Genomic DNA, 20,417 nt, shown 5'->3' with positions numbered 1-20,417 from the left:
GAGCCCGTCGAAACCAGGATCTCGACAAGCTCGATCACCAGAACAGCTCGATCACCGGGGGATCCGGCGGTTGAGCCCGTCGAAACCGGGATCTCGACAGGCTCGATCACCGGAACGGCTCGATCACCGGGCTCAGGCCGGAATCGGCACCGGGGTGACGCCGAACTGCGCGAGTCGCGAAGCACCGCCGTCGGGCGCGGAGAGCACCCAGATGCCCTTCTCGTGCACCGCTACGGAGTGCTCCCACTGGCAGGAACGCTGGCCGTCCGTGGTGACCACGGTCCAGTCGTCGTCCAAGGTGGCGGTTTCGATGTCGCCGCGCACCAGCATGGGTTCGATGGCCAGGCACAGTCCCGGGCGGATCTTCGGCCCGCGGTGGCTGGTGCGGTAGTTCAGCACGTCCGGTGCCATGTGCATTTCGGAGCCGATGCCGTGGCCCACGTAGTCCTCCAGGATGCCCAGCGGCTGGCCCGGCACAGAGGACACGAAGTCGTCGATGGCGTTGCCGATGTCGCCCACGAACTTGCCCTTGGCCAGGGCCGCGATGCCCCGCCACATGGCTTCCTCGGTGACGTCGGAGAGTCGCTGGTCTTCGGGATCTGCCGTACCGACAATCACAGTGCGGGCGGAGTCCGAGTGCCAGCCGTCCACGATGGCGCCGCCGTCGATCGAGATGATGTCGCCGTCCTGCAGCACGCGGTCGCCGGGGATGCCGTGGACCACTTCCTCGTTGACGGAGGTGCAGATGGTGGCCGGGAAGCCGTGGTAGCCGAGGAAGTTGGACTTGGCGCCGGCGTCGTTGAGCACGGCGGCGAACACCGCATCCAGTTCGCGGGTGCTGACGCCCGGCTTGGCAGCGGCCACGGCGGCGTCGAGGGCGCGGCTGAGCACCAACCCGGCTTCCTGCATTTTGCGCATCTGCTGGTTGGACTTGTATTCGATACGGGGCTGGCCGAACGCCATGGTCTCCTCAGGGGTTGCTTTCAAACAGCTCATTCGGGGCGCGGCGCCCCAGGCTCTGCCAACCATTTTCCCGCATCCGCCAGCGTGGTCGAAATCGGCTCCACTCCGAGCTCGCCGCGCAGCCGGTCCAGGCGGTAGGTGCGCTGGCGGCCCAGCTGGCTCACGGCATAGCGGGTGAGCCTCGGCGGCGTGCCGCCCGCGGCGGCGACGGCCTCTGACGCACCTGCTGCGGCCATCGCCAGCGGACGCGGCAGGTACCGAACGGACACATCCGCCCGCCCGGTGGCGTCCAGCACTTCCCGCAACACTGCGCCCAAGGGGACAGGGCCGGCGTCGGCCACGTTCACCGCTCCCCTGGCACCCGAGATGCATGCCGCGAGCGCCGCCTCCGCAAGGTTCCCGATGTGCGTGAGCTGGTGCAGGATGCCGTCATGCCCCACGCTCAGCAACGTGCGCCCGCGGATGTTGGAGAGCAGCCGGGGCAGCAGGGTCCGGTCGCCGGGACCGTACACGGCGTGCGGGCGGAGAACGACGGCGTCCGGGTGGCGGCGGGCCTCGACATCGGCGAGCGCCTTGCTGCGCCCGTACGCGCCCAGGTGCCACGGAGCCACTTCTTCTTCCGGCCGGTCGGCGCAGTCCTCCCACCACGGGTAGACGCTCGAACTGGAAATGTGCACCAGCCGGGTGCGCGGATAGGCCTCCGCCACGGCGCGGGTGCCCAGCACGTTCACGCGGTGGAAGAGCCGCGCCGGCCCCCAGTCGGCCACGTGTGCGGCGGTATGTACGACGGCGTCAACCACCGGCGGCTGCGCCGGCGGCAGTCCGGCGATATCCCAGTAGAGGAACCCCGGCCCCGGGCGGCGGCCGAAGCGGACCACTTCCCAGCCGCGCGCTTCGGCAGCGGCGGCGATGGCCCCGCCGATGAAGCCGCCGGCGCCGGTGACGGCGATCCTCATGGCCGCGTTCCGGCGTCGACGGCGGCGACGGCGGCAAAGGACGCCCGGAGTTGCGCCCGGTCGGTCTTGCGGTGCCGGCCGCCCACCGGGAGCGCTTCCATGACCTCTATCCGGTCCGGGAGGGCAGATTCGTCGATCAGCCGCGGGAGTTCGCGCAACAGCCGGGCCTTCAGCCGTACAGGGTCCTGGCCCGCGGCGGGAACAACCGCGAGCCACACTGCTTCGTCGCCGGTGGAATCCGGCACACCCACCATGGCACACTGCGCCACGCCCGGCACGGTGGCGATGAGCGGCTCATACAGGGCCGGGTAGATGTTCGTCTTGCCGCGGATGATCATGTCCTTCTTGCGCCCGATCATCACCAGCCGGGGTATTCCGTCCGGACCGCCGTGGTCCAGGCGCACCAGGTCGCCGGTGGCGTGTTCGGACATGTCCGGCTGGCCGAGGTAGCCGCGGCACATGTTCGGGCCGTGGGCCAGAAGCTCATGGTCCTCGGCAACCCGCAGCTGCACGGCAGGCAGGGGCGCGCCCAGGAAATCGCCTTCGCCGCTGCCGTCGGCGGCCTTGTGCTCCGCCTCCGCGCCGGATGCGAACGCGAGCTTCTCGGCGCCGTCGGCGATGGCGATCGGCAGCAGTTCCGTCATGCCGTAGATGAGCTTGAAGCCGACGCCGGGCAGCGCGCGGGTGGCCCGCTCCAGGAAGGGTGCCAGCACCGGAGCGGCGCCGAGCATGATGGTGCGCAGCGTCTCCGGGAGCTTCACTTCTCCGGCTTCCACGGCGTCAAGGATGGGCGCCAACTGGCTGGGGACCAGGAAGAGGTGGGTGGCGCCGTCGTACTTTCCGGGAACCGGACCGAGCTCCGCGGCGAGGCGCAGCGGATCGATGTACGCGGACAAGCCGTACGCGGGCATGGTCCAGTGCGCCCCCGCGATCAGGGCGGGCAGGCCCATCATGAGCTGCTCGGAATGGATCCGGTCCCCGGCGGCGAAGGTGCAGCGCTGCGTCAGCTGCCCGAAGCCCGCGGCAAGGGAACCGCGGGTGTGCACGACGCCCTTGGGGTCACCGGTGGTGCCTGAAGTGAAGATGATCACCGCTTCCTGCTCCGGTGCGGTCTCCGGCGTCGTCAGCGGGACGGCAGCGCGGGCGAGGCTCTTCACCGACCGCGAGCCCCGCGGCACCCCGGGCAGCCGTGGCCCGGAATGGAAATGCCGCACCTCCATGGCGCCGTAGTCCGGGAGCAGCAGGCCGCGGCGGCGGGCCAGCGGCCGGAGCGGACCCTTGGCGCTGAGCGCGTACAACAGCGACTCCGAGGCGGCCCAGCGCGGCGCGGCAAGCCCGGCCCGGTCCCGGAAGAGCGCCGGACCGATGCCGGGATCGATGAACACGATGGAACCGCCTGCCCGGACGGCGCCCAGGGCCAGCACGAAAGCGTCCGGTCCGGGCCGGACGGAGAACAACATGCGTTCCCCGGGACCGAATCCCTCGGCCCGCAGTGCCTGCGCCGTCGCCTCGATTCCCGCGACAAGGTCGCCGTAGCTGATGGTGCGGCCGGGTACCGGGTCCGCCCGCCACGGCACCTTCCTGGCGGGCGCCGTGATGGCCGGACGTTCCGGCCACCGCCGGGCGGAGGCGTACACTCCGGCAATCAGGTCAAGGGAATCGTCAGGCACGGGCCAGCTCCAGGGTGTCGTAGCCGGGGATGAGGACGCGCCGTTTCACTTTCCGTGCGGCGATCCGCCACGGCTGCTGTGCGTACAGCTCCAGCAGGCTCTCCAAGGTGGAATTGATCTGTGCCATGGCAAGCGGCATGCCGATGCAGAAATGCGCGCCGGCCCCGAACCACAGCTGCCGCGCATGGCCCGGCACCTGCCGGGCCGGATCGAATCCGCCCAGGCTTTTGGCGGCGTGCACAGTGGACAGCAGGAGGCGGTCGCCCGGCCGGAAGCGGACGCCTCCCAGCGTTCCTGGCGCGACGGCGTCGCGCAGCATCATCGGCGACGGCACGGTATAGCGCAGCCCCTCGTTCACCGCGGCGGGCAGCGCGGAACGGTCGGTTGCGAGCTCCGGCACCAGTCCGGCGTCGTGCAGCAGCGCGACGATCCGCGGGATGAAGGACACCAGCGTCTCCGTCCCCACAATCACGAACGCGCTGACCACGCCCAGCGCTTCCTCTTCAGTCATGCCCAGTTCCCGCAGGCGTCCCGGGAACGTTCCGCCGTTCCCCTCCCGGTAGGCGGCGCGTGCCGGCCCGGCCAGGAGCCCGACGGCGGTGCGCGCCTTGGCGATCTGCGGCGCCGTGAGTGCATGGCGGCCCAGCCGCACCTGCGAGGTGATGGAGGTGCCGATGTCGAAAAGGTCCCGGTCCGGTAGGCGACCGGGGGCGTCGTCGGCGAGGCCCAGGATCCGGGCGATCACCCCGCCGGAGAGTTCCTTCACGGCCGCAACCAGGTCCACGCGCCGTCCCGCCGGCACCTCCCGGGCCAGGTGGCCACGCAACCTGGCGGCGGCCGGCTCCACGATGCCGGCGACCGCGCGGGCCGTGAACACCCCGCTGAGGAGACGCCGCATGTCATGGTGTTCTGCGCCGTCCATGTTCAGCAGCGCCTTCGGTCCCACCACCGGTGTCCAGAGGCCTCCGGAGGCAGACGGCCCGTGCTTGACGAAACGTTCATTGTCCATGAGGACCTCGCGGAGCAGCCCGGCCTCGCTGACCAGGATCCCCAGCCCCGGGATCCGCTGCACCGGGCGCAGGTATCCGAGCCCGCGGATCAGCGGATACAGGACAGGATGGGCGCCAAGGTGGACACGTAGCTCCCAGGCGGCCAGCGTGCGCGCTGCCGGCGGACTCACCGGATGTCCACCACCTCGGGCCGGTACCGGTGGTCCGCGTACCAGGCCAAGGTGTTTTTCAGCCCCCAGGCCTTCACCCGCCGCGAGGAACCGTAGACCACCACGTCCCGGCGCAGGCCATAGGCGCGGCTCAGCTTCCGCACCCGGTTGGACAGCGCCCGGTCTTCGTGGAGCTCCTCGATCCGGGTCCGGGGGAAGCCGCCGGAACGGTGGTACATGTCCGCGGTGATCGCCATGTTGCAGCCCGGCAGCATCTGGTACGGGCCCAGGTAGCCTTCGCCCTTGTTGCCGGGCCGGATCCGGCCGAAGAAGGACGCCACCTCGACGGCGAGCAGCATCATGCGTCGTTCCATGGCGGTGATGCCCTCGTCTTCGCGCGGCAGCAGCTGGCCTGCCACCAGTTCCAGGCCGTCGTCGAACGCAGCCATGATCCGTGCCGTCCAGTCCGTTGCGGCGAGGCAGTCGGCATCCGTCCGGGCCAGCCAGGTGGCACCGTGGTCGACACCGAAGCGCATGCCGGTATCGGCTGCGGCCCCGGTGCCCTTTTGCGGTTCGTGGATCAGCCGGATGTCCATCCCGGGATGCGCTGCCGCGAAGTCGGCCACGATGCCGCAGCTGTGGTCCGTGGAGCCGTTGTCCACCACCACAAGGGTGAAGTCCGGGTGCTCCTGGGCGGCCAGGGAATCGAGGGTCTGCCGGACGAGCTTTTCTTCGTTGAGCATCGGAACTGCGATGCAGAGCGGCCGGGTCTGCGCCGTGCTGGGCAGTCCTCCGCTCTGTGCCGCGCTCACAGCCGCACCACCGCGATGCCCAGGCTGACCCCGCCGGCCAGGCCCACCAGCGCCACCAGGTCGCCCGGCCCGCAGCGGCCAGTGTCCAGGGCGAGCTTCAACTGCAGGGGTAGGGTCACGGAAGCGAGGTTGCCGTAGTCCTCGACGGTCGGGATCAGCAAGCCGGCCGGGACACCGGCGCCACGGGCGAAGACTTCCCGGTACGGGGCGCTGACCTGGTGCACGCACACCGCGGCGAAGTCCTGCCAGCCCAGGCCGAGCCGCTCAAGGGTCTCGTGGAGGATGCCGCTGCCGAGGTCCAGGAAGGCGTCCTTGAGTTTCTCCCCGTCCATCGAGAAGTAGCTGGCCTCGGGGTCGCGGGGAAACGCGGAACCGCCGGCCGCGAGCGTCCCGACAGCCCAATGCGCGCTCTTGGCGGAAAACCCGAAGCCAAGCACCCCTGCGGAGGCACCGCTGTCGGACGCTTCGAACAAGGCCGCATATCCGCCGTCGCTCATGGTGTACCCGGGAAAGGACGAGGCGAAAGTTTCGAAATCCGGCACGCTCCAGCGCACGGCCCGCGACGGCGACTCCCCGCCGGCCACCAACACCCGGGAGTAGCGCCCGGCGGCCACCAGGGAATCCGCCACTTCGAGTCCGTTGAGGAAGCTGTTGCAGGCGTTCTTGACGTCCATCACCGGGCACTGCAGGCCCAGCTTCGCGGCCACGATATGCGCGGTGGCCGGTTCCACCATGTCCTGGCTCGCCGAGGCGAAGATCAAGAGGGAAATGTCTTCGGGCTGCAGGCCGCGTTCCGCGAGCACCTTCGCTGCGGCGTTGACCGCCAGGTCCGAAGCCTGCTCTGACTCCGCCATGACGCTGCGGCTGCGGATTCCGGTCACCCGGCCGATCAGCCCGCGGGGCACCGTGAACTCCGGACTCTCCCGTCGGAGCCGCTGCTCGACGGCGGCCGTGTCCAGCCGCGCGGGCGGCAGGTAGACCTCCACCCCGGTGATCCGGCTGAGTCCCGGCGCTGCTGCGGCCATCCGCTCCCCCAACTATCCAGTCCGCGCTCTGCGGGGAACACAAAAAGGGTGCGCCCCGCACTCATGGTACGGGACACACCCTTTCAGGAAGCGTCAGTTGCGCCGTGTTCAGACGGCCTTGGCAGCCTCGATGGCCAGCAGCACGCGGTCCGTGACCTCGTCGATGCCGCCGATGCCGTCAACCTGGGTCAGGATGCCGCGCTCGGCGTACTTCGCCACCACGGCTTCGGTCTGCTCGTGGTAGAGGTCCAGGCGGTGGCGGATGACGGCTTCGTTGTCATCCGAACGGCCGGTTTCCTTGGCGCGGCCCAGCAGGCGGCTGACGAGTTCCTCGTCGTCGGCGGTCAGCTGAAGCACCACGTCGAGCTTCTGCTGCCCTTCGGCGAGGATCTGGTCAAGGTAGTCGACCTGCGCGGTGGTGCGCGGGTAGCCGTCCAGCAGGAAGCCGTTCTCGACGTCGGACTCGCCCAAGCGGTCGCGGACCATGTTGTTGGTGACCGCGTCCGGAACGAAGTCGCCGGCGTCCATGTACTTCTTGGCTTCAAGGCCCAGCGGGGTTTCGCCCTTGACGTTGGCACGGAAGATGTCGCCGGTGGAGATGGCGACTACGCCCAGACGTTCGGAAATCCGTTCGGCCTGGGTACCCTTGCCCGAACCCGGAGGTCCAATGATCAGCATTCTCGTCATCGCAAAAGCCCTTCGTAGTGACGTTGTTGTAGCTGCGCATCAATCTGCTTGACGGTTTCCAGGCCCACGCCCACCATGATCAGGATCGAAGTGCCGCCGAACGGGAAGTTCTGGTTGGCGCCGATCAGGACGATGGCAATCAGCGGGATCAATGCCACGAAGCCAAGGTAGATGGCTCCGGGGAGGGTGATCCTGGAAAGCACGTACTGCAGGTAGTCCGCGGTCGGTTTACCCGCCCGGATGCCCGGAATGAATCCGCCGTACTTCTTCATGTTGTCCGAAACCTCTTCAGGGTTGAAGGTGATCGCGACGTAGAAGTAGGTGAAGAACACGATCATGGCGAAGTAGAGCGCCATGTAGATCGGGTGGTCACCGCGGACCAGGTTGTTGTTGATCCACTCAACCCACGGTGCCATCTGCTCCCCCGCCTTGGGCTGGTTGAACTGCGCAATCAGGCCCGGCAGGTAAAGCATGGAAGAAGCGAAGATGACGGGCACGACGCCGGCCATGTTCACCTTGATCGGAATGTAGGTGCTGGTGCCGCCCACGGTGCGGCGCCCGACCATGCGCTTGGCGTACTGGACCGGGATGCGGCGCTGGGACTGCTCGACGAAGACCACCAGGGCCACCGTTACCAGGCCGATGGCCAGCACCGTGAAGAAGGTGCCCGGGCCACGGGAGGTCCAGATGGCGCCGAGGGAAGGCGGGAAGGTTGCTGCGATCGAGGTGAAGATCAGCAGGGACATGCCGTTGCCCACGCCCTTTTCGGTGACCAGTTCACCCATCCACATGATGAGGCCTGTGCCGGCCGTCAGCGTGATGATGATGAGGATCGTGGTCATGATGCTGGTGTCCGGGATGATCGGAAGCTGGCAGTTCGGCAGCAGCTGGCCCGAACGGGCGAGCGATACCAGCGTTGTGGCGTTCAGGAGACCCAGCGCGATCGTCAGATAGCGCGTGTACTGGGTCAGCTTCGATTGCCCTGCAGCACCTTCTTCATACAGCTGCTGGAACCGTGGGATCACCACGCGGAGCAGCTGCACAATGATGCTTGCCGTGATGTAGGGCATGATGCCCAGCGCGAAGATGGACACCTGCAGCAGCGCACCGCCGCTGAACAGGTTCACGAGCTGGTACAGGCTGCCTTGTGTCTGACCCCCCTGCAAACACTGCTGCACATTCTGGTAGTTCACACCAGGCGAGGGAATGAATGCACCCAAGCGGAAGATAGTGATGATTCCCAGCGTGAACAACAGCTTGCGTCGCAAATCAGGCGTCCGAAACGCCCGGCCGAATGCGCTAAGCAAGCGTCCTCCTGAGTAGAAAAATCCAAAGGTATCGATGGGCCCTATGAAACCCAACACCCGAGTCTAGCTGTTGGATGCGCCATGCGAACAATCGACGGGGCCCGAAAACGAAAAAACTCCCGGTGTGCAGGGCCGAAGCCCCGCACACCGGGAGTCGTTCTACAACGGGTTGGTACCCCGCCGCTCCTTCGGGATGAGTCCCTTAGAGAGCGGTGGTGGTGCCGCCCGCAGCAGCGATCTTTTCCGCAGCGCTGGCGGAGAAAGCGTGGGCGGTGACGTCAACCTTGACGGTGATGTCGCCGGTGCCCAGCACCTTCACGGGCTGGTTCTTGCGAACGGCGCCCTTCTCAACCAGTGCCTCGACGGTTACAGCGCCGCCTTCCGGGAACAGCTCGTTGAGCTTGTCCAGGTTCACGACCTGGAACTCAACCCGGAACGGGTTCTTGAAGCCGCGCAGCTTCGGCAGGCGCATGTGCAGCGGCAGCTGGCCGCCGGCAAAGCCAGCCTTCACCTGGTAGCGGGCCTTCGTACCCTTGGTACCGCGACCGGCGGTCTTACCCTTGGAGCCTTCACCACGACCAACACGGGTCTTGGCAGTCTTGGCACCCGGGGCGGGACGCAGGTGGTGGACCTTCAGCGCGTGCTGCTTCTCAGCAGCCTCGGCGGTCTTGTTCTCGGCCATTACTTCGCCTCCTCAACATTCACGAGGTGCGGAACCGTGTTGAGCATGCCCACGGTCACGGCGTCAGCGTTACGGACAACGGTGTGTCCGATGCGCTTGAGGCCGAGGGAACGCAGGGTCTCGCGCTGGTTCTGCTTGGCGCCGATGACGCCCTTGATCTGGGTGATCTCCAACTTGGCGTCGGAGGGAGTCAGGTTCTTAGCCATGACTAGGCACCTGCCTTCTGGTTCTGGATGGCGCGCACCAGAGCAGCCGGAGCAACCTCGTCCAGCGGCAGGCCACGGCGGGCTGCCACGGAAGCGGGCTCTTCCAGTCGCTTCAGGGCGTCGACAGTCGCGTGAACGATGTTGATGGCGTTGGAGGAACCGAGCGACTTGGAGAGGACGTCGTGGATACCGACGCACTCCAGTACTGCACGGACCGGACCGCCGGCGATAACACCGGTACCCGGGGAAGCCGGACGCAGCATGACGACGCCGGCAGCGGCCTCACCCTGCACGCGGTGCGGGATGCTGTTGCCGATGCGCGGAACGCGGAAGAAGGACTTCTTGGCCTCTTCGACGCCCTTTGCGATAGCGGCGGGAACTTCCTTTGCCTTGCCGTAGCCGACACCGACCAGACCGTTGCCGTCACCGACGACGACCAGGGCGGTGAAGCTGAAGCGACGACCACCCTTGACGACCTTGGCGACACGGTTGATGGTCACAACGCGCTCTACGAACTGGCTCTTCTCGGCCTCACGACCGCCGTCGCGGCCACCACGGCCACCACGGTCGCCGCGGCCCTGGCCACGGTCGCCACGCTCGCCGCCGCGACGGCCGCCACGGCGGTCGTCGGTGGCAGCAGCGGTCTCAGTTGCCTCAGCAGCTGCAGCTTCAGTCACCTGAATGTCCTTTTCGTTATTCTCAACGGTCACAGTGCCAGCCCACCTTCGCGTGCACCGTCAGCGACGGCGGCGATGCGGCCGTGGTACTTGTTACCACCGCGGTCGAAGACAACAGCCTCGACGCCTGCGGCCTTGGCACGCTCGGCGACGAGCTCGCCAACGCGCTTGGCCTTGGCAGTCTTGTCACCTTCGAATGCGCGCAGGTCAGCTTCCAGGGTGGAAGCGTAGGCCACGGTGACACCCTTGCTGTCGTCGACAACCTGGACGAACATGTGGCGTGCGGAGCGGTTGACCACCAGGCGGGGGCGGACGGCCGTGCCGACGATGCGCTTGCGGATACGGAGCTGGCGGCGGCTGCGGGCAGCCGACTTGCTCTTGTTCGTGCGCTTCTTGTTAATTGCGATGGCCATGGTTTACTTACCAGCCTTTCCGACCTTGCGGCGGATGACTTCGCCGGCGTAACGGACACCCTTGCCCTTGTAGGGGTCGGGCTTGCGCAGCTTGCGAATGTTGGCAGCAACCTCGCCGACCTGCTGCTTGGAGATACCGGCGACCGAGAACTTGGTCGGGCCTTCCACCGTGAAGGTGATGCCTTCCGGAGCAGAAACGTTGACCGGGTGGCTGTAACCCAGAGCGAACTCAAGGTCGGAGCCCTTGGCCTGAACGCGGTAACCGGTACCGACGATCTCAAGCTTCTTCTCGTAGCCGTTGGTGACACCCTCGATCATGTTGGCGATGAGGGTACGGGTCAGGCCGTGCAGCGAGCGGGAGTTGCGCTCGTCGTTCGGGCGGGTAACCGTCAGGGTGCCTTCTTCAAGGGTGACCTCGATCGGGCTGGCAACAGTGTGGCTCAGCTCGCCCTTGGCGCCCTTGACGCTGACGACGGAGCCGTCAACCTTGATCTCGACGCCGGCAGGAACGGTGATGGGGAGACGTCCAATACGTGACATTATTCTCTTCCTTTCCCGTTACCAGACGTACGCGAGGACTTCGCCGCCCACGCCCTTCTTGCCGGCCTGCTTGTCAGTCAGGAGGCCGGAAGAGGTGGACAGGATTGCGATACCCAGGCCACCCAGCACGTGGGGCAGGTTGGTGGACTTCGCGTAAACGCGGAGACCCGGCTTGGAAATACGGCGGACACCGGCAATCGAACGCTCGCGGTTCGGACCGAACTTGAGGTCGATGGTCAGCTTCTTGCCAACTTCAGCTTCCTCTTCCTTCCAGCCGGCGATGTAGCCTTCGGCCTTCAGGATCTCGGCAACGCGTGCCTTGAGCTTGCTGTACGGCATGGTCACGGAGTCGTGGTATGCCGAGTTGGCGTTGCGCAGACGCGTAAGCATGTCTGCGACAGGATCTGTCATAGTCATTTGGGCTCTTGCCCTTCCTCGTAGCGGTTTCCGCTGTTCTTCCCCCTAGAGGGGCAAGCCAGCGGACCTGTTACGTAGTTGATTAGTCTTCGGATTTGAACGGGAAGCCGAGTGCCTTGAGCAGTGCACGGCCTTCGTCGTCGGTCTTGGCGGTGGTGACAACCGTGATGTCCATGCCGCGGACGCGGTCGATGGAGTCCTGGTCGATCTCGTGGAACATAACCTGTTCGGTCAGACCGAAGGTGTAGTTGCCGTTGCCGTCGAACTGCTTGCCGTTGAGGCCGCGGAAGTCGCGGATACGGGGCAGGGCGAGGGTGACCAGACGGTCCACGAATTCCCACATGCGGTCGCCACGGAGGGTGGCGTGCGCACCGATCGGCATGCCTTCGCGCAGCTTGAACTGGGCGATGGACTTACGGGCCTTGGTGACCTGCGGCTTCTGGCCGGTGATCAGGGTCAGGTCGCGGACAGCGCCGTCGATCAGCTTGGAGTCCTTGGCGGCATCTCCAACACCCATGTTCACAACGACCTTCACGAGGCGGGGAACCTGGTTCACGTTCTCGTACTTGAATTCCTCGAGCAGGGACTGCTTGATGGATTCGGCGTACTTGGTCTTCAGACGCGGAACGATCTTTACCGGAGTCTCGAGAGTCTCAGTCATTAGATGTCCTTCCCGGTGGCCTTGGACACGCGGATGCGAACGGTCTTCTTCTTGCCGTCCTTCTCAACGGTCTCAACACGGAAACCGACGCGGGTCGGCTTCTTGGTGGTGGGGTCAACCAGAGCCACGTTCGAGATGTGGATCGGAGCCTCAACGATCTCGAGGCCGCCGGTGGTGGTGCCACGCTGGGACTGTCCGACCTTGGTGTGCTTGGTCACGCGGTTGATGCCTTCCACGAGGACGCGGTTGGCCTCAGGGAAAACGCGCAGAACCTTGCCCTGCTTGCCGCGGTCGCCGCCGCGTTCCTGCTTGGCGCCAGTGATGACCTGAACGAGGTCACCCTTCTTGATCTTTGCACCCATGGGTTACAGCACCTCCGGAGCCAGGGAGACGATCTTCATGAACTTCTTGTCGCGAAGCTCGCGGCCAACCGGGCCGAAGATACGGGTACCGCGGGGGTCGCCGTCGTTCTTCAGGATCACAGCTGCGTTCTCGTCAAACTTGATGTAGGAACCGTCCGCGCGGCGGCGTTCCTTCTTGGTGCGAACGACGACGGCCTTGACGACGTCGCCCTTCTTTACGTTGCCGCCCGGGATAGCGTCCTTGACGGTTGCGACGATGACGTCGCCGATGCTTGCGTAGCGACGGCCGGAACCACCGAGAACGCGAATGGTAAGGATTTCCTTAGCACCCGTGTTGTCGGCGACCTTCAGTCGCGACTCCTGCTGAATCAATTTTTACTCCTTGCGTCGCGCCGGTTCTCAAGCCGAAATCGTGCATACGGAATGAGCCTTGCGGAACGGTTGATCGGGGTGTCTCTGGACCTGCCTGGATTTTGCCAGAGCAGGCCTAAACGCCCATGCCAGAAGCATCAGCTTCCCTTGCCGGGGAAACCGGCGCGGGGCAGTATGCCATGGCACGATTGTTTACGAGGTGGTTGCAGACGCACTAATGGCGCCATACAAACTCAATATCCTAGCATGCTTTCGGCCCTGGGCCGAAACGCGGAAGGGCCCGCATCCCTTGCGGAATGCGGGCCCTTCCAGTAAGTCCCAGCCGGCGGACCGGCCTCGGATTTACTTGGCCTTTTCGAGGATCTCCACCAGGCGCCACCGCTTGGTAGCGGACAGCGGGCGGGTCTCGGCGATGAGGACGAGGTCGCCGATGCCGGCGGTGTTCTCTTCGTCGTGAGCCTTGATCTTCGAGGTGCGGCGAATAACCTTGCCGTACAGAGCGTGCTTCACGCGGTCTTCAACCTGGACAACGATGGTCTTTTCCATCTTGTCCGAGACAACGTAGCCGCGACGCGTCTTACGGTAACCGCGCTGTTCAGCGCTGGCTGCTGCTTCCGTCACAGTTTCCTTCTCGCTCACTTGGCGTCCTCTCCGGCTTCAGCTTCGGCCTTTTCAGCCTTGGCAGCCTTCTTGGACTTCTTTTCTTCCTTGGCTTCCACAACCGGTGCGGCAACCTCGGCACGAATGCCCAGCTCGCGCTCACGAAGAACGGTGTAGATGCGGGCGATGTCCTTCTTTACCGCGCGCAGGCGACCGTGGTTCTCCAGCTGGCCGGTGGCGGACTGGAAACGCAGGTTGAACAGCTCTTCCTTGGCCTTGCGGAGTTCTTCAACGAGACGCTCGTTGTCGAAACCGTCCAGCTGTGCGGGAGCCAGATCCTTGGATCCTACTGCCATTTCTATTCACCACCTTCGCGACGCACAATGCGTGCCTTCAACGGCAGCTTGTGGATTGCCAGGCGCAGTGCCTCGCGAGCTACCTCTTCATTGACACCGGAGAGTTCGAAGAGAACCCGGCCCGGCTTGACGTTTGCGACCCACCATTCCGGAGAACCCTTACCGGAACCCATACGGGTTTCGGCCGGCTTCTTCGTCAGCGGACGGTCCGGGTAGATGTTGATCCAGACCTTACCGCCACGCTTGATGTGGCGGGTCATCGCGATACGGGCGGATTCGATCTGACGGTTGGTCACGTATGCCGGGCTCAGGGCCTGGATACCGAACTCACCGAAGTTGACCTTGGTGCCGCCCGTTGCAGCGCCGGAACGACCCGGGTGGTGCTGCTTACGGTGCTTGACTCGACGTGGGATAAGCATTTAAGCCTGTCCTCCTTCTGCTGCCGGAGCAGCAGCTTCAGCTGCCGGAGCTTCGGCGGCAGCGGGTGCTGCCTCAGCTGCCGGACGGTCGTTACGACGACGGCGGTCGCCACCCGGGCGGCCCGGGCGGTCACCGGCGCGGCCGCGGGACGGAGCAGCAGCTGCCTGCTGAGCCAGTTCCTTGGCGGTGACGTCGCCCTTGTAGATCCAGACCTTCACGCCGATGCGGCCGAAGGTGGTCTTGGCCTCGTAGAAGCCGTAGTCGATGTTCGCGCGCAGGGTGTGCAGCGGCACACGGCCTTCGCGGTAGAACTCGGAGCGGGACATTTCAGCGCCGCCCAGTCGACCCGAGCAGGCGATACGGATGCCCTTGGCGCCCGCACGCTGTGCGGACTGCATGGCCTTCTTCATCGCACGGCGGAATGCCACGCGGGAAGTCAGCTGCTCAGCAACGCCCTGGGCAACCAGCTGTGCTTCGATCTCCGGGTTCTTGACCTCGAGGATGTTCAGCTGGACCTGCTTGCCGGTCAGCTTTTCGAGCTCGCCGCGGATGCGGTCTGCTTCGGCGCCGCGGCGGCCGATGACGATGCCCGGACGTGCCGTGTGGATGTCCACGCGGACGCGGTCGCGGGTGCGCTCGATCTCAACCTTGGCGATGCCGGCGCGCTCCATGCCCGTGGACATGAGCTGGCGGATACGGATGTCTTCGCGGACGAAGTCCTTGTACCGCTGGCCGTTCTTGGTGCTGTCAGCGAACCAGTGCGAAACGTGATCGGTGGTGATACCGAGTCGGAACCCGTGCGGGTTTACTTTCTGTCCCACTTAGCGAGCCTCCTCTTTCTCCGGGGTGGCGACTACCACGGTGATGTGGCTCGTGCGCTTCTTGATCTGGTAGGCGCGACCCTGGGCACGCGGCTGGAACCGCTTCATGGTCGGACCTTCGTCAACAAACGCCTCGCTGATGTAGAGGTCGCTCTCGTCGAAGGCAACGCCGTCGCGGTCCGCGAGGACGCGGGCGTTTGCCATTGCCGACTGAACTACCTTGAATACCGGCTCCGAAGCTGCCTGCTGGGCAAACTTCAGAATTGCCAGAGCCTCGTTCGCTTGCTTGCCACGAACAAGGTTGACGACGCGCCGGGCCTTCATAGGCGTTACGCGGATGTGACGCGCAATAGCCTTGGCTTCCATTGCTTTCCTTCTCTCGTCTTAGCCGTAGAACGAGCGCCTTAGCGGCGCTTGCCCTTACGGTCGTCCTTGACATGGCCGCGGAAAGTCCGCGTGGGAGCGAATTCGCCGAGCTTGTGCCCGACCATCGACTCAGTGACAAACACCGGGATGTGCTTGCGTCCGTCGTGAACGGCGATCGTGTGACCCAGCATGTCCGGGATGATCATCGAACGGCGGGACCAGGTCTTGATGACGTTCTTGGTGCCCTTTTCGTTTTCCTTGGCGACCTTCACAAAGAGGTGCTGGTCAACGAAAGGACCTTTTTTCAGGCTGCGTGGCATGTGTCCAGGCTCCTATCGCTTGTTCTTGCCAGTACGGCGGCGACGAACAATAAGCTTGTCGCTCTCTTTGTTGGGGCGGCGGGTACGGCCCTCGGGCTTGCCGTTGGGGTTGACCGGGTGGCGACCACCGGAGGTCTTGCCTTCACCACCACCGTGCGGGTGGTCAACCGGGTTCATGGCGACACCACGCACGGTCGGGCGGACGCCCTTCCAGCGCATACGGCCGGCCTTGCCCCAGTTGATGTTCGACTGCTCGGCGTTGCCGACTTCGCCGATCGTTGCGCGGCAGCGCACGTCGACGTTGCGGATTTCACCGGAGGGCAGACGCAGCTGGGCGAAGCGGCCTTCCTTGGCAACGAGCTGCACCGAGGCACCGGCGGAGCGGGCCATCTTGGCGCCGCCACCCGGACGCAGTTCAACTGCGTGGATCACGGTACCAACGGGGATGTTGCGCAGGGGCAGGTTGTTGCCCGGCTTGATGTCAGCGTCCGGACCGGCCTCAACGAAGTCGCCCTGGGACAGCTTGTTGGGGGCGATGATGTAACGCTTGGTGCCATCAACGTAGTGCAGGAGCGCGATGCGGGCCGTACGGTTCGGATCGTACTCGATTTCGGCAACGCGGGCGTTGACGCCGTCCTTGTCGTGGCGACGGAAGTCGATCAGACGGTACTGGCGCTTGTGTCCACCACCCTTGTGGCGGGTGGTGATCTTACCGGTGTTGTTACGGCCGCCGGTCTTGTGCAGCGGACGCAGCAGCGACTTTTCCGGAGTCGATCGCGTGATTTCAGAGAAGTCGGCTACGCTCGAGCCGCGACGGCCCGGGGTAGTCGGCTTGTATTTACGGATTCCCATAATTTATTTCCTCGTTAAAGTGGTCTCCGCTACGCGAGCGGACCGCCGAAGATGTCGATAGTGCCTTCCTTCAGGGTGACAATCGCACGCTTGGTGCTCTTGCGCTGTCCCCATCCGAACTTGGTGCGCTTGCGCTTACCGGCACGGTTGATGGTGTTGATCGATTCGACCTTGACGGAGAAGATCTTCTCCACGGCCAGCTTGATCTCGGTCTTGTTCGAACGGGGGTCCACCAGGAAGGTGTACTTGCCCTCGTCGATCAGGCCGTAGCTCTTTTCCGAAACGACGGGTGCGATGACGACGTCGCGCGGGTCCTTGATGGTGGTGACGCTCACTTGGCGGCCTCCTCGTTCTTTGCCTTGTCAGCGACGAACGCTTCGAAAGCAGCCTTGGTGAAGACCACATCATCGGAAACCAGAACGTCGTAGGTGTTCAGCTGGTCCACGTAGAGGGTGTGGACGTCGGCGAGGTTGCGCACGGACAGTGCAGCAACATCGTTGGCGCGTTCGATCACGACGAGCAGGTTCTTGCGCTCGGTAACAGCCTTCAGCGTCGCCAGGGCTTCCTTGGTGGACGGCTTGGTGCCGGCAACCAGCTCAGCGACGACGTGGATGCGGCCGTTGCGGGCGCGGTCCGACAGGGCGCCACGGAGAGCAGCGGCCTTCATCTTCTTGGGGGTGCGCTGGGTGTAGTCACGCGGGGTCGGGCCGTGGACGATGCCACCACCGGTCATGTGCGGAGCACGGATCGAGCCCTGACGGGCGCGGCCGGTACCCTTCTGCTTGAACGGCTTGCGGCCGGCACCGGAAACTTCAGCGCGGGTCTTGGTCTTGTGGGTACCCTGGCGTGCAGCAGCGAGCTGTGCGACGACGACCTGGTGCAGCAGCGGCACGTTGGTCTGGACGTCGAAGATCTCTGCAGGCAGGTCAACCTTCACAGTGCTAGTCATTTAACTAGGCTCCCTTCACGGCGGAACGTACGAGTACGACCTGGCCGCGGGCACCGGGGACGGCACCCTTGATAAGGAGCAGCGACTTCTCAACGTCAACAGCGTGAACCGTGAGGTTCAGCGTGGTGTGACGTACGGCGCCCATGCGGCCGGCCATTTTCAGGCCCTTGAAGACGCGGCTCGGGGTGGATGCGCCACCGATGGAACCAGGCTTGCGGTGGTTCTTGTGTGCACCGTGGGAAGCACCGACGCCGGAGAAGCCGTGACGCTTCATAACACCGGCGAAGCCCTTACCCTTGCTGGTGCCGACGACGTCGATCTTCTGGCCGGCTTCGAAGAGCTCAACAGAAAGCTCCTGGCCCAGCTCGTAAGACGCGGCGTCTGCAGTGCGCAGTTCGACGACGTGGCGGCGCGGGGTGACGCCGGCCTTTTCAAAGTGACCAGCCAGCGGCTTGGTGACCTTGCGGGGATCGATCTGGCCGTAGCCGATCTGAACGGCGACGTAGCCGTCGGTCTCTGCGTTGCGCAGCTGGGTGACGACGTTGGAGTCAGCCTGGACGACAGTTACCGGGATGAGCTTGTTGTTCTCGTCCCAGACCTGGGTCATGCCGAGCTTCGTGCCCAGCAGGCCCTTAACGTTGCGGGTTGCGGTCATAGTCTCTCAGCACCTCCCTTAGAGCTTGATTTCGATGTTCACGTCAGCCGGCAGGTCGAGACGCATGAGCGAGTCAACAGCCTTCGGCGTGGGGTCGATGATGTCGATCAGACGCTTGTGAGTACGCATTTCGAAGTGCTCACGGCTGTCCTTGTACTTGTGGGGAGAGCGGATAACGCAGTACACGTTCTTCTCCGTCGGAAGCGGCACCGGGCCTACTACCGTTGCGCCTGCGCGCGTGACCGTCTCAACGATCTTCCGCGCTGAAACATCAATGACCTCGTGGTCATATGACTTCAGCCGGATGCGGATCTTTTGTCCCGCCATGTCGCCTGACTCTCTTTCAGTCTGTGCTTCCCTGGGTTAGGGCTGCCCTGTTTACTTGCGTTCCGTGGCTGCCGAAGCAATTGAGGTTCTACCACCACCCACCGCACGGCCTGAATCCGGAAATCCGGGTTCCTCAGACCGCCGATGCTCCGACCCCCGCGGTCGGGCGTGTCGCGATTTTCACGCAAAACGACCCGTAGTTCCTTTGGGGATCTGGGTTATGTTTGGGCTCCAGCCTGGACCCTGCACCCGGCATTATCCGGATCGGGACGCGAAGGAGCGCTTGAACAACTCATCTAGTATGCCGGAATTCGGCGGCAGATGCGAATCGGGCGGCCAACACCCGTTGCCATCCCCCGCGGCGGTCAGGATGATGGGGTCATGACCGTCCAGGATGGACCTTCCGTCGAGCAGCTCGCGCGCTTGCTTCCGGCCGGATTCGTCCTGGGCGTGGCCACTGCGGCCTTCCAGATCGAAGGCTCGCTCGACGTCGACGGGCGCGGTCCGTCCAGCTGGGACGCCTTCGCGGAGAAGCCGGGCGCCATCAGCGACGGCAGCTCCCCCGCCGTCGCGTGCGACCATTACAACCGCAGCGGCGAGGACATCGCGCTGATGCGCGAGCTCGGCGTCGACTCCTACCGCTTCTCGCTCTCCTGGCCCCGGATCCAGCCCGACGGGAAGGGGCCGGTCAACGAACAAGGCCTGGACTTCTATGACCGGTTGGTCGACAAGCTGCTGGCCGCCGGAATTTCGCCGATGGTGACCCTCTTCCATTGGGACACACCCCTCGCTTTGGAGCACGACGGCGGCTGGCTGAGCCGCGCGACCGCGGAACGGTTCGGTGAATACACCGCAGTGGTGGCCGCCCGGCTGGGCGACCGCGTCGCCCAATGGGTCACCCTGAACGAACCGGTATCAGTCGCGCTGCAGGGCTACGGACTCGGTGTGCACGCGCCCGGGCACGGGCTCCTCTTCGACGCGCTTCCCGCGGTCCACCACCAACTGCTCGGCCACGGCCTGGCAGTCCAGGCGCTGCGCGCGGCCGGCGTTCCCGGCGGCATAGGCGTCGCCAATATGCACGCCCCCGTCACTGCGGCAGGTGGCGGCTACCGCGACAAGCTGATGGCCGACACTTTCGACTTGCTGGTGAACAGGATCTACTCCGATCCCCTGCTGACGGGAAGCTATCCGGTACCGCCCCTGCTGGTGCGCCCATGGTTCAGACTGCTGAACAGCGCCCCCGACGAGGACCTGCGCACCATCCACCAGCCGCTGGATTTCTACGGGGTGAACTACTACTACCCCGTGCGCATCGCGGCCGGCGGCGGCACCCGGAACACGCCGGCGGGTGAAAGCGACGTGATGGCCAAGCTGCCGTTCCACCTGGTGCCGTTTCCCGAATACAAGGTGACCGGCTTCGGCTGGCCCGTGGCCCCGGAGCACCTTGGAACCATGCTGCGGACGCTCAAGGACCGCTACGGCGCTTCCCTGCCACCGGTGATGATCACGGAAAGCGGGGCCAGCTTCCCTGAGCCTGCCCGCGTCACGGAAACAGTGCGCGACACGGAACGTGTGGGGTATCTTGCCGCCCACCTTGGCCAGGCCCTTGGAGCCACCAGCCCCGGCGGAGTCGCAGAGGACGTCGAGCTGCGAGGCTATTACGTCTGGACGCTGCTGGACAACTTCGAATGGGCCGCCGGCTACTCGCAGCGTTTCGGGCTGGTCCACGTCGATTTCGAAACCCAGCAGCGGACTCCCAAGGAATCATTCCACTGGTACAGGTCCCTCAGCCGTGCACGGCGCGCCTGAAGCAGCGAAGGCTGCTTGGTGGCACAGGCGTGC

General features: G+C 65.1%; 29 protein-coding genes. 1 reads left to right on the top strand and 28 read right to left on the bottom strand.

Translation table 11 applies throughout. The annotated features are described in order from the left end of the window. Nucleotides 1-132: 132 nt before the first annotated feature. From map to rpsJ, 28 genes are all read right to left on the bottom strand, one after another. Nucleotides 133-963 carry a type I methionyl aminopeptidase gene (gene map, locus BIU82_RS15870; protein ID WP_070350383.1) on the bottom strand — a complete coding sequence of 277 codons (831 nt, stop codon included), beginning with the start codon at nt 961-963 and terminating at the stop codon, nt 133-135. 29 nt (nt 964-992) lie between these two features. After that, nucleotides 993-1,919 (bottom strand): NAD-dependent epimerase/dehydratase family protein, encoded by a 927-nt coding sequence (locus tag BIU82_RS15865; RefSeq protein ID WP_070350382.1) that lies wholly within the window; start codon nt 1,917-1,919, stop codon nt 993-995. Further along, nucleotides 1,916-3,589, bottom strand: a complete 1,674-nt coding sequence (locus tag BIU82_RS15860) for a class I adenylate-forming enzyme family protein (RefSeq protein ID WP_070350381.1) — start codon at nt 3,587-3,589, stop codon at nt 1,916-1,918. Before BIU82_RS15860 ends, BIU82_RS15865 begins: the two co-directional genes overlap by 4 nt. Further along, entirely contained in the window at nt 3,582-4,769 is a 1,188-nt protein-coding gene (locus BIU82_RS15855) for a cytochrome P450 (RefSeq protein WP_083292377.1), read from the bottom strand. The genes BIU82_RS15860 and BIU82_RS15855 overlap by 8 nt, the downstream gene beginning before the upstream one ends. Further along, nucleotides 4,766-5,560: a glycosyltransferase family 2 protein gene (locus BIU82_RS15850; RefSeq protein WP_253182803.1), complete on the bottom strand. Its 795-nt coding sequence runs from the start codon at nt 5,558-5,560 to the stop codon at nt 4,766-4,768. The genes BIU82_RS15855 and BIU82_RS15850 overlap by 4 nt, the downstream gene beginning before the upstream one ends. Further along, the gene (locus BIU82_RS15845) at nt 5,557-6,585 is read right to left on the bottom strand and encodes a ketoacyl-ACP synthase III (protein ID WP_070350379.1); all 1,029 of its coding nucleotides are present in this window, start codon (nt 6,583-6,585) and stop codon (nt 5,557-5,559) included. Before BIU82_RS15845 ends, BIU82_RS15850 begins: the two co-directional genes overlap by 4 nt. 108 nt (nt 6,586-6,693) lie before the next feature. Then, complete coding sequence (locus BIU82_RS15840; protein ID WP_171906565.1) at nt 6,694-7,263, bottom strand: adenylate kinase; 570 nt, start codon at nt 7,261-7,263, stop codon at nt 6,694-6,696. 5 nt (nt 7,264-7,268) lie between these two features. Continuing rightward, the gene (gene secY, locus BIU82_RS15835) at nt 7,269-8,579 is read right to left on the bottom strand and encodes a preprotein translocase subunit SecY (RefSeq protein ID WP_070350377.1); all 1,311 of its coding nucleotides are present in this window, start codon (nt 8,577-8,579) and stop codon (nt 7,269-7,271) included. A 202-nt stretch (nt 8,580-8,781) separates the two neighbouring features. Next, nucleotides 8,782-9,261, bottom strand: a complete 480-nt coding sequence (rplO, locus tag BIU82_RS15830; protein WP_070350376.1) for a 50S ribosomal protein L15 — start codon at nt 9,259-9,261, stop codon at nt 8,782-8,784. Beyond that, a complete protein-coding gene (gene rpmD, locus BIU82_RS15825) occupies nt 9,261-9,467 on the bottom strand; it encodes a 50S ribosomal protein L30 (protein ID WP_070350375.1) in 207 nt (68 codons plus the stop codon). Before rpmD ends, rplO begins: the two co-directional genes overlap by 1 nt. A 2-nt stretch (nt 9,468-9,469) precedes the next feature. Further along, nucleotides 9,470-10,144 carry a 30S ribosomal protein S5 gene (gene rpsE, locus BIU82_RS15820; protein WP_171906558.1) on the bottom strand — a complete coding sequence of 225 codons (675 nt, stop codon included), beginning with the start codon at nt 10,142-10,144 and terminating at the stop codon, nt 9,470-9,472. 29 nt (nt 10,145-10,173) lie between these two features. Then, nucleotides 10,174-10,557: a 50S ribosomal protein L18 gene (rplR, locus tag BIU82_RS15815; protein ID WP_070350373.1), complete on the bottom strand. Its 384-nt coding sequence runs from the start codon at nt 10,555-10,557 to the stop codon at nt 10,174-10,176. Nucleotides 10,558-10,560: 3 nt separating this feature from the next. Continuing rightward, nucleotides 10,561-11,097, bottom strand: coding sequence for a 50S ribosomal protein L6 (gene rplF, locus BIU82_RS15810; protein WP_070350372.1), 537 nt, complete (start codon nt 11,095-11,097; stop codon nt 10,561-10,563). 18 nt (nt 11,098-11,115) lie between these two features. Beyond that, entirely contained in the window at nt 11,116-11,514 is a 399-nt protein-coding gene (gene rpsH, locus BIU82_RS15805; RefSeq protein ID WP_070350371.1) for a 30S ribosomal protein S8, read from the bottom strand. An 82-nt stretch (nt 11,515-11,596) separates the two neighbouring features. Beyond that, on the bottom strand, nt 11,597-12,175 hold the full coding sequence (rplE, locus tag BIU82_RS15800; protein WP_070350370.1) for a 50S ribosomal protein L5: 579 nt from the start codon (nt 12,173-12,175) through the stop codon (nt 11,597-11,599). After that, on the bottom strand, nt 12,175-12,537 hold the full coding sequence (gene rplX, locus BIU82_RS15795; RefSeq protein WP_070350369.1) for a 50S ribosomal protein L24: 363 nt from the start codon (nt 12,535-12,537) through the stop codon (nt 12,175-12,177). Before rplX ends, rplE begins: the two co-directional genes overlap by 1 nt. Before the next feature lie 3 nt (nt 12,538-12,540). Next, the gene (gene rplN, locus BIU82_RS15790; RefSeq protein ID WP_070350368.1) at nt 12,541-12,909 is read right to left on the bottom strand and encodes a 50S ribosomal protein L14; all 369 of its coding nucleotides are present in this window, start codon (nt 12,907-12,909) and stop codon (nt 12,541-12,543) included. A gap of 342 nt (nt 12,910-13,251) precedes the next feature. After that, nucleotides 13,252-13,548 (bottom strand): 30S ribosomal protein S17, encoded by a 297-nt coding sequence (gene rpsQ, locus BIU82_RS15785; protein WP_070350367.1) that lies wholly within the window; start codon nt 13,546-13,548, stop codon nt 13,252-13,254. Next, on the bottom strand, nt 13,545-13,865 hold the full coding sequence (rpmC, locus tag BIU82_RS20260) for a 50S ribosomal protein L29 (RefSeq protein WP_070350366.1): 321 nt from the start codon (nt 13,863-13,865) through the stop codon (nt 13,545-13,547). Before rpmC ends, rpsQ begins: the two co-directional genes overlap by 4 nt. 2 nt (nt 13,866-13,867) lie before the next feature. Further along, nucleotides 13,868-14,284, bottom strand: a complete 417-nt coding sequence (rplP, locus tag BIU82_RS15775) for a 50S ribosomal protein L16 (RefSeq protein ID WP_070350365.1) — start codon at nt 14,282-14,284, stop codon at nt 13,868-13,870. Then, nucleotides 14,285-15,106, bottom strand: coding sequence for a 30S ribosomal protein S3 (gene rpsC / locus BIU82_RS15770; RefSeq protein WP_070350364.1), 822 nt, complete (start codon nt 15,104-15,106; stop codon nt 14,285-14,287). After that, complete coding sequence (gene rplV, locus BIU82_RS15765; protein WP_070350363.1) at nt 15,107-15,472, bottom strand: 50S ribosomal protein L22; 366 nt, start codon at nt 15,470-15,472, stop codon at nt 15,107-15,109. A gap of 38 nt (nt 15,473-15,510) precedes the next feature. Then, nucleotides 15,511-15,792 (bottom strand): 30S ribosomal protein S19, encoded by a 282-nt coding sequence (gene rpsS / locus BIU82_RS15760; protein ID WP_070350362.1) that lies wholly within the window; start codon nt 15,790-15,792, stop codon nt 15,511-15,513. 12 nt (nt 15,793-15,804) lie between these two features. After that, complete coding sequence (gene rplB, locus BIU82_RS15755; protein WP_070350361.1) at nt 15,805-16,644, bottom strand: 50S ribosomal protein L2; 840 nt, start codon at nt 16,642-16,644, stop codon at nt 15,805-15,807. A gap of 29 nt (nt 16,645-16,673) precedes the next feature. Then, a complete protein-coding gene (gene rplW, locus BIU82_RS15750) occupies nt 16,674-16,979 on the bottom strand; it encodes a 50S ribosomal protein L23 (protein WP_070350360.1) in 306 nt (101 codons plus the stop codon). Then, complete coding sequence (rplD, locus tag BIU82_RS15745; protein ID WP_070350359.1) at nt 16,976-17,593, bottom strand: 50S ribosomal protein L4; 618 nt, start codon at nt 17,591-17,593, stop codon at nt 16,976-16,978. The genes rplW and rplD overlap by 4 nt, the downstream gene beginning before the upstream one ends. 4 nt (nt 17,594-17,597) lie before the next feature. Then, complete coding sequence (gene rplC, locus BIU82_RS15740; protein WP_070350358.1) at nt 17,598-18,248, bottom strand: 50S ribosomal protein L3; 651 nt, start codon at nt 18,246-18,248, stop codon at nt 17,598-17,600. Nucleotides 18,249-18,266: 18 nt separating this feature from the next. Then, nucleotides 18,267-18,575, bottom strand: a complete 309-nt coding sequence (gene rpsJ, locus BIU82_RS15735; RefSeq protein ID WP_003803825.1) for a 30S ribosomal protein S10 — start codon at nt 18,573-18,575, stop codon at nt 18,267-18,269. A gap of 381 nt (nt 18,576-18,956) precedes the next feature. Here rpsJ and BIU82_RS15730 point away from each other — a divergent pair, with 381 nt between their 5' ends. Then, complete coding sequence (locus BIU82_RS15730; RefSeq protein ID WP_070350357.1) at nt 18,957-20,384, top strand: GH1 family beta-glucosidase; 1,428 nt, start codon at nt 18,957-18,959, stop codon at nt 20,382-20,384. Nucleotides 20,385-20,417 lie beyond the last annotated feature (33 nt).

The organism is Arthrobacter sp. SW1 (assembly GCF_001766675.1).
Classification (GTDB): Bacteria; Actinomycetota; Actinomycetes; order Actinomycetales; family Micrococcaceae; genus Arthrobacter.
Note: the sequence above shows the minus strand (reverse complement) of the source record. Positions and strands in the feature narration are given on the sequence as shown.

Excerpts from the sequence above, each read along its gene's own strand:
- map (WP_070350383.1), bottom strand. The coding sequence starts at position 963 with ATGGCGTTCGGCCAGCCCCGTATCGAATACAAGTCCAACCAGCAGATG.
- BIU82_RS15865 (WP_070350382.1), bottom strand. The coding sequence starts at position 1,919 with ATGAGGATCGCCGTCACCGGCGCCGGCGGCTTCATCGGCGGGGCCATC.
- BIU82_RS15845 (WP_070350379.1), bottom strand. The coding sequence starts at position 6,585 with ATGGCCGCAGCAGCGCCGGGACTCAGCCGGATCACCGGGGTGGAGGTC.
- BIU82_RS15840 (WP_171906565.1), bottom strand. The coding sequence starts at position 7,263 with ATGCTGATCATTGGACCTCCGGGTTCGGGCAAGGGTACCCAGGCCGAA.
- rplO (WP_070350376.1), bottom strand. The coding sequence starts at position 9,261 with ATGGCCGAGAACAAGACCGCCGAGGCTGCTGAGAAGCAGCACGCGCTG.
- rpmD (WP_070350375.1), bottom strand. The coding sequence starts at position 9,467 with ATGGCTAAGAACCTGACTCCCTCCGACGCCAAGTTGGAGATCACCCAG.
- rplR (WP_070350373.1), bottom strand. The coding sequence starts at position 10,557 with ATGGCCATCGCAATTAACAAGAAGCGCACGAACAAGAGCAAGTCGGCT.
- rplF (WP_070350372.1), bottom strand. The coding sequence starts at position 11,097 with ATGTCACGTATTGGACGTCTCCCCATCACCGTTCCTGCCGGCGTCGAG.
- rpsH (WP_070350371.1), bottom strand. The coding sequence starts at position 11,514 with ATGACTATGACAGATCCTGTCGCAGACATGCTTACGCGTCTGCGCAAC.
- rplE (WP_070350370.1), bottom strand. The coding sequence starts at position 12,175 with ATGACTGAGACTCTCGAGACTCCGGTAAAGATCGTTCCGCGTCTGAAG.
- rplX (WP_070350369.1), bottom strand. The coding sequence starts at position 12,537 with ATGGGTGCAAAGATCAAGAAGGGTGACCTCGTTCAGGTCATCACTGGC.
- rpmC (WP_070350366.1), bottom strand. The coding sequence starts at position 13,865 with ATGGCAGTAGGATCCAAGGATCTGGCTCCCGCACAGCTGGACGGTTTC.
- rplP (WP_070350365.1), bottom strand. The coding sequence starts at position 14,284 with ATGCTTATCCCACGTCGAGTCAAGCACCGTAAGCAGCACCACCCGGGT.
- rplV (WP_070350363.1), bottom strand. The coding sequence starts at position 15,472 with ATGGAAGCCAAGGCTATTGCGCGTCACATCCGCGTAACGCCTATGAAG.
- rpsS (WP_070350362.1), bottom strand. The coding sequence starts at position 15,792 with ATGCCACGCAGCCTGAAAAAAGGTCCTTTCGTTGACCAGCACCTCTTT.
- rplB (WP_070350361.1), bottom strand. The coding sequence starts at position 16,644 with ATGGGAATCCGTAAATACAAGCCGACTACCCCGGGCCGTCGCGGCTCG.
- rplD (WP_070350359.1), bottom strand. The coding sequence starts at position 17,593 with ATGACTAGCACTGTGAAGGTTGACCTGCCTGCAGAGATCTTCGACGTC.
- rplC (WP_070350358.1), bottom strand. The coding sequence starts at position 18,248 with ATGACCGCAACCCGCAACGTTAAGGGCCTGCTGGGCACGAAGCTCGGC.
- rpsJ (WP_003803825.1), bottom strand. The coding sequence starts at position 18,575 with ATGGCGGGACAAAAGATCCGCATCCGGCTGAAGTCATATGACCACGAG.
- BIU82_RS15730 (WP_070350357.1), top strand. The coding sequence starts at position 18,957 with ATGACCGTCCAGGATGGACCTTCCGTCGAGCAGCTCGCGCGCTTGCTT.